The organism is Kribbella alba, assembly GCF_039529635.1.
GTDB classification, from domain to species: Bacteria; Actinomycetota; Actinomycetes; order Propionibacteriales; family Kribbellaceae; genus Kribbella; species Kribbella alba.
In genome coordinates this window covers 517765-529596 of record NZ_BAAANE010000007.1, presented here as the reverse complement: position 1 = coordinate 529596, position 11832 = coordinate 517765, and the positions used below count along the sequence as shown (strand labels likewise).

Annotated in this window: 8 protein-coding genes; 5 read left to right on the top strand and 3 right to left on the bottom strand. The window is 67.5% G+C overall.

Annotation, left to right across the window (positions count from 1 at the left end; all coding sequences use genetic code 11):
- The first annotated feature begins 227 nt into the window (after nt 1-227).
- Nucleotides 228-401, top strand: a complete 174-nt coding sequence (locus tag ABD210_RS20405; protein WP_344113394.1) for a hypothetical protein — start codon at nt 228-230, stop codon at nt 399-401.
- Between the two features lie 286 nt (nt 402-687).
- On the opposite strand, the gene ABD210_RS20400 is transcribed toward ABD210_RS20405, so the two are convergent.
- The gene (locus tag ABD210_RS20400; RefSeq protein ID WP_344113393.1) at nt 688-1134 is read right to left on the bottom strand and encodes a hypothetical protein; all 447 of its coding nucleotides are present in this window, start codon (nt 1132-1134) and stop codon (nt 688-690) included.
- A gap of 199 nt (nt 1135-1333) precedes the next feature.
- On the opposite strand from ABD210_RS20400, the gene ABD210_RS20395 reads away from it, so the two are divergent.
- A complete protein-coding gene (locus ABD210_RS20395; protein WP_344113392.1) occupies nt 1334-3553 on the top strand; it encodes an NADP-dependent isocitrate dehydrogenase in 2220 nt (739 codons plus the stop codon).
- Nucleotides 3554-4358: 805 nt separating this feature from the next.
- On the opposite strand, the gene ABD210_RS20390 is transcribed toward ABD210_RS20395, so the two are convergent.
- Both ABD210_RS20390 and ABD210_RS20385 read right to left on the bottom strand, forming a co-directional pair.
- Nucleotides 4359-6443, bottom strand: coding sequence for a HelD family protein (locus ABD210_RS20390; protein ID WP_344113391.1), 2085 nt, complete (start codon nt 6441-6443; stop codon nt 4359-4361).
- 234 nt (nt 6444-6677) lie between these two features.
- Nucleotides 6678-7880 carry an ROK family transcriptional regulator gene (locus tag ABD210_RS20385; protein WP_344113389.1) on the bottom strand — a complete coding sequence of 401 codons (1203 nt, stop codon included), beginning with the start codon at nt 7878-7880 and terminating at the stop codon, nt 6678-6680.
- 121 nt (nt 7881-8001) lie between these two features.
- On the opposite strand from ABD210_RS20385, the gene ABD210_RS20380 reads away from it, so the two are divergent.
- The 3 genes from ABD210_RS20380 (at nt 8002) to ABD210_RS20370 (ending at nt 11828) form a co-directional block, all read left to right on the top strand.
- Nucleotides 8002-8934: an ROK family protein gene (locus ABD210_RS20380; protein WP_344113387.1), complete on the top strand. Its 933-nt coding sequence runs from the start codon at nt 8002-8004 to the stop codon at nt 8932-8934.
- A 94-nt stretch (nt 8935-9028) separates the two neighbouring features.
- Nucleotides 9029-10744, top strand: coding sequence for an ABC transporter substrate-binding protein (locus ABD210_RS20375; protein ID WP_344113386.1), 1716 nt, complete (start codon nt 9029-9031; stop codon nt 10742-10744).
- Nucleotides 10745-10829: 85 nt separating this feature from the next.
- Complete coding sequence (locus ABD210_RS20370) at nt 10830-11828, top strand: ABC transporter permease (RefSeq protein ID WP_344113384.1); 999 nt, start codon at nt 10830-10832, stop codon at nt 11826-11828.
- Nucleotides 11829-11832 lie beyond the last annotated feature (4 nt).

Genomic DNA, 11832 nt, shown 5'->3' with positions numbered 1-11832 from the left:
GCTTGTGAGCGGTGTAGTACGACGGCTGCGCACGTGTTGCCGCCGTGGCAGGTCGAGGGCACGTTGAGGCTACGCCCACTACCGCGCCGTCGGGGCCGCCTTCATCACGGAAACCGTCACCGAGGTCACCACCCCGCGGGCTGCGAGGAGTTTTCCACAGGTTGCGAAGTCGTCCGTTCCGTCCGTCGGAAGGCCCATATGTTTCTGGGCAAGGAGGTGCTCGATGAGTGCTGAATGACAAGAACGGCCGCGGACGTGGCTATGGAGGCTACGGACGGGGCAATGAGACGGATGGGAATCGGCCACATCCGGTGTTGACGCCGCTGACGATGACCCAGGCGATCCGACTCGTGCGCCTCGCCGAGGATGCGGTCGCGAAACGCGGACTGTCGATGGAATAGGACGGTGCGGGCGCTCTGGTGCCGGTCGGACGCGACGGTGTCCCGGTGCGGGACGGCATGTTCACCGGCCTCCCGAACCTCGCCCGGACAGTGGCCGGGATACCGCGACAGCAATGGCGCTCGGCGGTGGCAACATTTCGACCAGATGGGCCTTGCGAATCTGCGCCGCCTCCAGGACACGGTCGAGCACCTCCAGTACGACGGCGCCGAGATCGCCGCAGTGACCGGCAGCATGTTCACGGCGTCCCGGGCAGCGGACGAGACCCGAACGAGGTGCCGGTCCGGGTTACCTCTTGCTCTCGTCAGGTCCAGTCGTTGTCGCCTCCTCGAGACGGCGGCGGAGCAACTGCTCGAGGGGGATGGATTCGCCATCGCGCGCGCCGAGGCCGACCGTGAGCGGCGGGTCGGACGGCGATATCCGTAGGCCGAACAGCCTGGCCTTCAGGCTGGCGGGTGTGCCAAGGATGTAGTAGTTGCCGTCGATGTCCGCACCGAGTGACTGGTTGCGGCGGAGATACCAGCCACTGATGTCGGTCCGATAGCTCGCTCCCGATCCCACGACCGGTGCCCGCAACGGCCGAGGCGCGATGCCCGCTGCCTCCATCTTCCGGACGAATTCGGCCAGCAGCGCGCGGGCTCGCGCGGTCTCCGCGGCCTTACGGTGTTCGAGGGCTGCAGCATGGACGGCGGATGCCTCTCGTCGCTTCTCACGCCAACTCGGCTCGTTGTCCACTCTGCCACCCTAAGGGCGCCTGGCCACGGCCCTCCACGTCTGGTCTGCAGATCTGCGCGCGTGAGGAGTACCACTTGTCCAGTTCGTCCCAAGCCTCTGGACCAGTTCCTGCTGCGGCAGGTCTGCCGTTTAGGGTGGGGATGCCTCCACGGCATGGCCCGGGAGCGACATCGACGGAGTAGAGGAAGCGGAGTACGCGGTGACTGAGTCAACCATCATCTACACGCACACGGACGAGGCCCCGGCCCTGGCCACCTACTCGTTCCTGCCGGTGATCCAGGCGTACGCCGCGCAGGCCGGGGTCGGCGTGGAGACCCGGGACATCTCGCTGGCCGGGCGCATCATCGCCGTCTTCGGCGACCACCTGACCGAGGACCAGCGGATCCCGGACGCGCTCGCCGAGCTCGGGGAGCTGGCCAAGACGCCCGCCGCGAACATCATCAAGCTGCCGAACGTCTCCGCCTCGATCCCGCAACTCAAGACCGCGATCGCGGAGCTGCGCAGCCAGGGCTACGCGCTGCCGGAGTACCCGGACGAGCCGAAGACCGACTCCGAGCGGGAGATCCGCGCCCGGTACGACAAGATCAAGGGTTCCGCCGTGAACCCGGTCCTGCGCGAGGGCAACTCCGACCGCCGCGCGCCCGCCTCGGTGAAGAACTACGCCAAGACCCACCCGCACCGGATGGGCGCCTGGAAGCCGGAGTCGAAGACGAACGTCGCCACCATGGGCGAGAACGACTTCCGCTCCACCGAGAAGTCGGCCGTGATCGAGTCCGACGGAACGCTCCGGATCGAGTTCGTCGGCGCGGACGGCGAGACCACGGTACTGCGTGAGTCGATCCCGGTGCAGGCCGCCGAAGTCGTCGACACGTCGGTGATGCACGTCGCCGCGCTGCGCGAGTTCCTCACCGCCCAGGTGGCTCGGGCGAAGGCCGAGGACGTGCTGTTCTCGGTCCACCTGAAGGCCACCATGATGAAGGTGTCCGACCCGATCGTGTTCGGGCACGCGGTGCGTGCGTTCTTCCCGAACACCTTCGCCCAGTACGGCGAGACCCTGGCCGCGGCCGGGCTGACCCCGAACGACGGGCTCGGCGGGATCTTCACCGGGCTGGCCGCGCTGCCTGACGGCGATGCGATCAGGGCGTCGTTCGACGCGGAGCTGGCCGCAGGCCCGGCGCTCGCGATGGTCGACTCCGACAAGGGCATCACCAACCTGCACGTGCCGTCCGACGTGATCGTCGACGCCTCGATGCCGGCGATGATCCGTACCTCCGGGCACATGTGGGGACCGGACGGCCAGGAGCACGACACCCTCGCGGTGCTGCCGGACAGCAGCTACGCCGGGATCTACCAGGTCGTCATCGACGACTGCCGGGCGAACGGCGCGTTCGACCCCGCGACGATGGGTTCCGTCCCGAACGTCGGCCTGATGGCGCAGAAGGCCGAGGAGTACGGCAGCCACGACAAGACGTTCGAGCTGGCCGGAGCCGGCACGGTCCGGCTGGTCGACGCGGACGGCAACGTAGTACTGGAGCAGGAGGTCGCGGCGGGCGACATCTTCCGCGCCTGCCAGACCAAGGACGCCCCGATCCGCGACTGGGTCAAGCTGGCCGTCACCCGCGCCCGGGCTACCGGCGACCCGGCGGTGTTCTGGCTGGACGAGACCCGCGCCCACGACGCGAACCTGATCGCGAAGGTCAACGAGTACCTGACCGAGCATGACACCGAGGGCCTGGAGCTGAAGATCCTGGCGCCGGTGGATGCGATCAAATTCTCGCTGGAGCGGATCCGGCGGGGTGAGAACACCATCTCCGTCACCGGCAACGTCCTGCGTGACTACCTGACCGACCTGTTCCCGATCCTGGAGCTGGGCACCAGCGCGAAGATGCTGTCGGTCGTCCCGCTGATGGCCGGTGGCGGGCTGTTCGAGACCGGAGCGGGCGGCTCGGCGCCGAAGCACGTCCAGCAGCTGGTGAAGGAGAACTACCTGCGCTGGGACAGCCTCGGCGAGTTCTTCGCCCTGGCCGCCAGCTTCGAACACCTGGCCCAGACGGCCGGGAACGCACGCGCCCAGATCCTCGCCGACACCCTGGACCGCGCGACCGCGACGTTCCTCAACGAGGACAAGTCCCCCACCCGTCGCGTGGGCGGCATCGACAACCGCGGCAGCCACTTCTACCTGTCCCTTTACTGGGCGCAGGAGCTGGCCAAGCAGACCGACGACACCGACCTGGCCAAGGCCTTCACGTCGCTGGCCGAGGTCCTCGCCACCAACGAGCAGACCATCGTCGAGGAACTGATCGCCGTCCAGGGCAACCCGGTCGACCTCGGCGGCTACTACCAACCCGACCCGGCCAAGGCCGCCGCCGTGATGCGCCCGTCGAAGACCTGGAACGAAGCGCTGGCTTCCCTGAGCTGAGGCGACCCGCGAACAGGCGCCCGGCTGACCACCTGACCGGTCACCGGGCGCCTGTTCACGCTTGGTCGACAGCGGGCCAACACCGATTCGTCGACAGCGGGCCAACACTGGTTCGTCGAGGCTAGGAGTGTCCCGACATCTGCCCTCACCAGGAGGCCGTCGCCACGTCTCTCCTCTCCCCGGCTCGACCCGCCGCGCGGCGCCCACTTCCCGGCTTGACTCGCCGTGCCCCGCCCCACTTACCGGATCGACCCGCCGTGAATCTCCGACTTACCGGATCGACTCGCCGAATTCACCCCCGGCGGTGGGCGGGTCGAGCCGGGTAGTCGGTCCTGCGCGGCGGGTCAAGCCGGGAAGTGGGCCGGGGCACGGCGAGTCAAGCCGGGAAGTGAGCCGGCACCGACCCCCTGCGCATCGGAAGCCGAGTCGCGGGCCGGGACACGGCGGGTCGAGCCGGGAAGTAGGCCGACACCGACCCCGTGCGCATCGAGAGCCGAGTCGCGGGCCGGGACACGGCGAGTCAAGCCGGGAAGAGGGCCCGGGCACGGCGGGTCGAGCCGGGAAGTGGGTCGGCACCGACCCCTGCGCATGGGGAGCCCAGGAGGTGGGCCGGGGCAAGGCGAGTCGAGCCCGGTAGAGGGCCGCGGCACGGCGAGTCGAGCCGGGAAGTAGGCCGACACCGACCCCCTGCGCATCGGGAGCCGGGAAGTGGGTCGGCACCGGGGCTCTGTGGGGGGAGCCGGTTAGTTAGCGCGTAGTTGTGGGGGTTCGTCCGGGGTGACCGGTTGCCGGTGACAGCGATCCGCTACTGAGCATCGACTGACCGCGTGATGGTGTCAGGTGAGTTGAGGGCGGTGGGCAGGGGTGCCGCGTGGACGATCTGGAGCCAGCTGACGGCGCGGGTGAGGACTACGTACAGCCGCTGCAGCCCACGTGGTTCGGCCGCCACGATCTGTGCTGGTTCAGCCACCACCACTGCGTCGAACTCCAGGCCCTTCGCGAGCGTCGCCGGAACGCAGACCAGTCGCGCCGTGTCCATCGCGTCCTCGGCGGCGCCGAGGAGCGCCGGCTGAAGACCGGCGGCGACAAGGGCGTCGCGCAGGGGTGAGATCTGATCGTCGGCCGCGACGAGTGCGACCGAACCTTCGCCGGCGAGGGCGGCCCTGCAGGAAGCGACGAGCGTGTCCGTGAAGGAGCGCTCGTCGGTCTGGACGATGGTCAGCGCATCGGCGACCGTCCGAACACCGCGCGGTACGCCGAGCGTGGGCGCGATCTGTGGCAGCAATTTCGCCGCGAAGTCGATGATCTGGTCCGGTACGCGGAAGCCGCGATCGAGCTCGGCCACGACGGCGTCCGCCTTCTCGAGGTGACCGAGTACCCGATCCCATGAGCCCGCTGCCCACGGTGTCGTTGCCTGGGCGAGGTCGCCGAGGACCGTTACCGAGCCGGTGCGACAACGCCGGCCCAGGGCGCGCAACTGCATGGCCGACAGATCTTGCGCCTCGTCCAGTACGAGATGGCCGAGTGAGCCGGTGCGTCGTTCGATCAGATCGTCGAGCTCGTCGAGCAACACGGTGTCGGCGGCGGACCACTTCGCCGACTTCCAGGAACGCGCGGGCTTGCACCACAACAGCGCAGTACGTTCGTCCGCGGTGAACTCGTCGCCCGCGGACTGCGCCAGGAAGTCGGCATCGGAGAACAGCCGGTGCAGCACCTGTTCGGCGACGACCCGCGGCCACACAGCGTCGAGCATCGCCTTGACGGGCTTCGAGCGGGCCACGGCATTCTGCACGCGGTCGTCCGGCGAATCGCCGCGCTGCTCCATCAGGACCAGTACGGCGTGCGCGATCCGCTGTGCGAGGGCGTTCCGCCCCGGCGCGTACCTGGTCGACTCGCGGAGCGCGGCCACGATGTCCCCGACCTCGTAGTCATGCACCCGGAAACGCTGGGAACCCTTGCTGTACAGGATTCCGTCGGTCGGTGTACCCACGTATGACCACAGAGCACGTCGCAGTACGACTGCCATCCGGGCATCACTTTTGAGCCGCGCGACGTCCGGTTCGTCCGACGCCGTAGCCGGCTCGGTGATCAGCTCGTCAATGGTGATCTGCCGTACGTCGACCTCACCGAGCGCGGGCAGGACTTTGCGGATGTACGAAAGGAACGACCGGTTCGGCCCCACGATCACGACACCGCCACGACTGAGCCGTTCCCGTTCGGTGTAGAGCAGGTACGCCACGCGGTGCAGACCGACGGCCGTCTTACCGGTACCGGGCGCGCCTTGCACGCAAACGCTCGGGTGCAGCGGCGCCCGGACCAGGTCGTCCTGCTCCGGCTGGATCGTGGCCACGATGTCGCGCATCGGCCCGGTGCGTGGGCGTTCGATCTCGGCGCGCAGGAACGCGTCGGCCTGATCGGATGGGCCGGCTCCGACCAGCGGCTCGTCCTCGAAGCCGGTCAGCTCGGCCGCATCGGAGAATCCGTAGCGACGCCGCAGTACGACGTGCTGTCGATCGCCGGCGGTCGCTCGATAGAACGGAACCGACACCCGCGCGCGCCAGTCGACGACGAGCGGTACACCGCTGCCGTCGTGAACATGCCGACGGCCGATGTGAATCCGGTCGATCCCCTCGATGGTGCCGGGCTCGTAGTCGAGCAGCCCGAAGAACAGCGGCACATCAGGCAGGTCGACCAGGGCCAGCACGCGTTGCTGGTGGGCGCGGGTGTTGGCCTCGTTGGTGAAGCGTTCGTCGTTGTCCTCGCCACCGATCACCGGGACTTCTCGCACCAGCACATCGCCATGCATGCGGGCCAGCGCCGCGTGGGCCTCGGCCAGGAAGGCCCGTTCGGCCTCGAGTTCCGGTGCAGGGAGGAGTGCGGATTCGACCATGGGAAGGAGCCTCGACTCGTGTTGGCAGGGATGCGAAACGACGGACTTGCGGCGATCTACAGGGTCCCGCCCCGGAGAACCATCCGGTTCGATTCGATCCTTCACGCAGTGCAGTGAAACCACCCGAAAAGGCAGACCGAGGACGCTACCAGCAGCCCCGCCGTGCCGCCACCGAATAATCAGCGGCCGCCGATGGCGGCGTACGTCCCGCTCCATCTCTCGAGTGATCTCGCCTCAGCTGGTCACGCCGGGCGATATCTGTCCTACGAGGTATTGCCAGGCCTGGTCGAGGCCGGCGGCAATGCAACCCGCCACGACGGTGTCGATGCCGAGCACACTCGCCTTCACTTCCGGCAGGACCGGCGCCAACCGGCGCAACTGGTCGACGACAGCGTCAAGGAAGCCCGGCGCCTGCCCGATGCCACCACCCAGCACGATCAACTCGGGGTCGACAACCGTGATGACGGTGCACACTGCCTTGGCCACCAGCAGCGCCTCTTCGGTGACGATTCCGGCTGCGACCGAATCGCCGCGCGCCGCGGCCGCGAACACCTTCTCGGCCGAGGACGCACCCCGTACGCCTGCTCGTCTGGCGGCTCTCACCACGGCCGCGGCCGAGGCCGATGCGTCGAAGCTGCCCCGCTTCCGGGCATCCCGGACGTCGCTGCCACTGCCTTCGGCGAAAGGCAAGTAGCTGATCTCGCCGGCCACACCGTGGGAGCCGTGCCGCAGCTTGCCGTCGAGTACCAGGCCCATGCCGATACCGGTGCCGACGGACACGAACGCGAAGCTGTCGACGCCGCGTCCGTGACCGTGCACCCGTTCGGCCAAGGCGGCCGCATCGACGTCGTTCTCGATCATCAACGTCGACCCGAACTCGTCACGCAGCGCCGGCAGCACGGCTGGGGAGTCCCAGCCGGACAGCCGCCCGGTCAACGTCAGGGTGTCGAGCTTCGGGTCATAGACACCGGGACTTCCGATCACGGTCTGGGTGAGCTGCGAGGCTCTGATCCCGGCGTCACCCAACAGCGTCGTCGCGAGGCCGGCCAACTCCTGGACGCGAGCCATCGCGTCGACGGCCTTCGTACGCACGCTCAGCCGGCTGCGAACCGTGCCGGCCAGATCGGCAACCGCACCGCGCAGGAACTCGCGGCCGACGTCCAGCCCGAGGACGAATCCTGCTTCCGGCCGTACCTCGTACAGGAACGCGGCTGGACCGGGACTGCCAGTACGCTGCCCGGACGCGTGGACGAGCCCGGCCCGCTCGATGCTGCCCAGCGCCGAGGAGACCGTAGGTTTCGACAGGCCGGAGAGATTGGCGAGTTCTGTCCTGGACACCGGTCCGGACCGCCGGATGTGATCAAGCAGGACCTGCTCGTTGATCGCACGGATCAGTCGCGGGCGGGCCGCGGAGGCACCTCCGGCGACAACGGTCACCTCGATCTCCTCAAGTTGCCAACTCTTAACACCGCCGTCACCGGTGGCCCTTGTGCCGACGGTGATTGTTAACGTAGTTTCCGATTAATTCTATTCGGTAGGCACGAGGAGGTGCCAGCCCATGACTCGTTCGCCGGTCGTCCTCGGACTCGACTTCGGCGGGACGAAGATCGCCGTTGCGGTGGGCGATCTGTCCGGTCGACGTCTCGGCGTCACGACCGTCGACAGCCTGGCCGATGCCGGAGCCGAAGCGGCAATGGCCCGTGGCCTGGCCGCGGCGCGCGACCTGCTGGCCGGCGTCGCCCCCGAGCGGGAGCTCGCGGCGGTGGGCGCCGCCACCCTCGGCATACCGTACGACGACCGGGTCGAGCTCGCGCCGACCTTTCCAGGCTGGGGCGAGCTCGCCTTCGGACAGTTGATACGGGACGCCTTCCCCGGCGTGCCCGTCCGGCTCGGTACCGATGTGAAGGCTGCCGCCGCTGCCGAACTGCGGTGGGGTGCGCTCGCCGGCTGCGATCCGGGCATCTACCTCAATCTCGGCACGGGTTTGGCGGCGGCGATCGTTGCCGGAGGCAGGGTGATCTCCGGCGCACGCGGGGCGTCCGGTGAGATCGGCTACAACCTGCGGACCGCCGCGGACGTGTGGATCGAACCAGCGGAGCGCACGATCCTGGAGGACGTCGTGAGTGGTCAGGCTCTCCAGGCAACCGGCAGCGCGCGGATGGGACAGCCCGTGACCGCGGCCGACGTCTTCGCGTTGGCGGAGACCCAACCGGACGCCGCGTTGCTCACCGACGAGTTCAACCGCGAACTGGCGATGCATGTCGTCAACCTGGCGATAGCCATCGACCCGGTCCGGATTGTCGTCGGCGGCGGGCTTGTCCGTTCGTGGGCCCGGATCGCACCTGAGCTGCGCCGGGCACTCGACACGGCCGTCCCCTTCCCGCCAGAACTGATCGTGGCCCGATTTCCTTCGGACGCGCCGCTTGTCGGGGCGCTCGCCCTTGGTGTCGAGGCCGCCGGCGCCGTCCTTGGTGAGGAGGCGTTTGCATGACCGGCTCGTCACGATCACGGGCCTGGCAACCAGTCGCGCAGGCAACCCGCCGTACGGCGAAGGCCTGGATTTCGAGTAGCGAAAGGCAGAGACGATGAGGGCCATCAAGCGTGTCGCCGTCCTCGCAGTAGCGGTCGGCGTACTGGCAGCGGGTTGTGGCGGCGGCGACAAACCTATCGGCAACCCGACGTCGGGCAATCCCGCCGCGTCGACGAGCAACGGCAGCGGTCAGGGCTCGGGAGCCTTCAAGAAGGGCGGCACCGTCACGATCGCGAACGTGGGCGGGCAGACCTGGCCGTGCCAGTTCAACCCGTTCAACCCGGCGGTCAACCAGCAGGCGCTCGGCTTCGTCTACGAGCCGCTGACCTTCGTCAACGTGCTCAAGAACGGTGCCACCACGCCGATGCTGGCGACGGCCTACAGCTGGTCGCCGAAGAAGGACTCGATCGTCTTCACCATCCGCTCGGGCGTCAAGTGGAGCGACGGGCAGCCCTTCACGGCCGACGACGTCGTCTACACCTTCAACCTGATGAAACAACAGCCGGCCCTCGACCTGTACTCGCTGTGGACGGGTGCGGGCCTGACCAGCGTCACCGCGAGCGGTGACAAGGTCACGCTGGCGTTCAAGGCGCCCGCCGAGCCGTACTTCTTCAACTTCGCGAACCAGGTCGGCATCGTCCCCAAGCACATCTGGTCCACCGGTGAGCCGGCGTCCAAGCCGGCCACCTGGGCGAATCCGAAACCGGTCGGCACCGGGGCGTTCACGGTCGCCACCTGCACCAGCAACAACATCTCGTACGTTGCCAATGGCAGCTACTGGCAGCCGGGCAAGCCGTACGTGGAGAAGGTCCAGTACCCGGCGTACCTGGACAACAATCCGGCCAACCTCGACCTGGCCAGCGGCAAGGCGCAGTGGGGTGGTCAGTACATCCCGAACATCGACAACTTCTACAAGTCCAAGTCGCCTGAGAACAACTACTGGTTCCCGCCGACCGCGAACGTCGCGATCATCCCGAACCTCGATCCGGCGCACAAGGCGACCAGCAACCTGGCCGTCCGGCAGGCGATCGCCTACGCGCTCGACCGGGAGCAGATCTCGAAGATCGGTGAGAGCGGCTACCAGCCGGCCGCGAACCAGACCGGCGTCGTCACGCCGACCTTCGACAAGTACTTCGACAAGGACGCGCTGACGGCCGCCGGCTACGACAAGCCGAACCCGGACAAGGCCAAGCAACTGCTCCAGAGCGCCGGGTACTCGTCGTCCAACCCGCTCAAGCTCAGCATCATCACGGTCACCGGCTACACCGACTGGGACGCCTCGCTCGCGGTCGTCAAGCAGCAGCTCGCCGCGGTCGGGATCGAGCTGACCATCTCCGACCTGCAGCAGCAGTCATACAACCAGAAGCTCTTCAACGGCGACTACGACCTGGCGTACTCAAGCCAGGCCGGCGGACCCACGCCGTACTACGAGCTGCGGCAACTGCTGTACTCGAAGAACTCCGCGCCGATCGGCAAGCAGGCCAGCAGCAACTACGAGCGCTACCTCAAACCCGAGGTGGACAAGCTGTTCGACCAGTACGCGAGCGCCGACCCGGACACGCAGGTCAAGCTGATCAAGCAGATCTCGTCGTACATGATCAAGGACGTGCCGGTCATCCCGACCACCGAGTCGGTCGACTGGTACCAGTACAACACCAAGGACATCCAGGGCTGGCCGACGCAGGACAACCCGTACGCCCAGCCGGCGCCGTACAACATCCCCGACGTCGGGCAGGTGCTGACGAACCTGTACTCGAAGTCGGCCCAGTAGAGATCGGCCCAGTAGAAGTCGGCGCAGTAGTAGTCCGTCACAAAGGAGAGCCGTCCGTGAGAGTGAGCACGAGGAGCTGGTGGTCGTGCGGTACCTGATACGTCGTCTCGGGTTCTTCGTGGTCACTCTCTGGGCGGCGATGACGCTGAACTTCTTCATCCCGCGGCTGATGCCCGGCAGCCCCGAGGAGGCGCTGCGGGAGCGGTTCAGCAAGGGTGGTTCGGTGGTCTCGCCGGAGCAGTTGCGGACCGTCCTGGCCGAGTTCGGCTTCGACCCGGGCAAGAACATCGTGCTCCAGTACTTCGAGTATCTGAACGCGATGGTGACCGGGCACTGGGGCGTGTCGATCGGCAGCAGCCTCGGTGTCCCGGTGACCACGCTGATCGGCGACGCGTTGCCCTGGACACTCGGCCTGGTCGGCATCGCCACGGTGCTGGCGTTCGTGCTGGGTACCTTGATCGGCACGATCGCCGGCTGGCGGCGCGGTGGGCTGATCGACGGGATCGTGCCGCCGGTCTTCATCGTCACCTCGGCGCTCCCCTACTTCTGGGTGGCGCTGCTGCTGATCTCGTTCTTTGCGATCGGCAACAATCCGATCCTGCCCAACGACTTCAACTACGAGCAGGGGCTGACGCCGGGCTTCAACACCGAGTTCATCCTCAGCGTCCTGAAGCACGGCATCCTGCCGGCCAGCACCATCCTGATCACCGCGGTCGGCGGCTGGATCCTGACCATGCGCAACAACATGCTCACGACGCTGGCCGAGGACTACGTCCGGATGGCCCGGGCCAAGGGCATCCCGGACCGGAAGATCATGTTCGGGTACGCGGGCCGGAACGCGTTCCTGCCCAATCTCTCCGGGTTCGCGATGTCGCTCGGCTTCGTCATCTCCGGCACCATCCTGGTCGAATACGTCTTCAACTACCCCGGCCTGGGTTACATGTTCTACAACGCCACGGTCAGCACGGACTACCCACTGCTGCAGGCCTTGTTCCTGCTCGTGACGCTGGCCGTGCTGATCTGTGTCCTGCTGTGCGACTTCGCGGTGTTCCTGCTCGACCCGCGAGCCCGGACGAAGGGGTAGATCG

Bases quoted from the DNA above. Each gene is read 5' to 3' on its own strand.
- ABD210_RS20390 (WP_344113391.1), bottom strand. From the start codon at position 6,443: ATGGTCGAATCCGCACTCCTCCCTGCACCGGAACTCGAGGCCGAACGG.
- ABD210_RS20380 (WP_344113387.1), top strand. From the start codon at position 8,002: ATGACTCGTTCGCCGGTCGTCCTCGGACTCGACTTCGGCGGGACGAAG.
- ABD210_RS20375 (WP_344113386.1), top strand. From the start codon at position 9,029: ATGAGGGCCATCAAGCGTGTCGCCGTCCTCGCAGTAGCGGTCGGCGTA.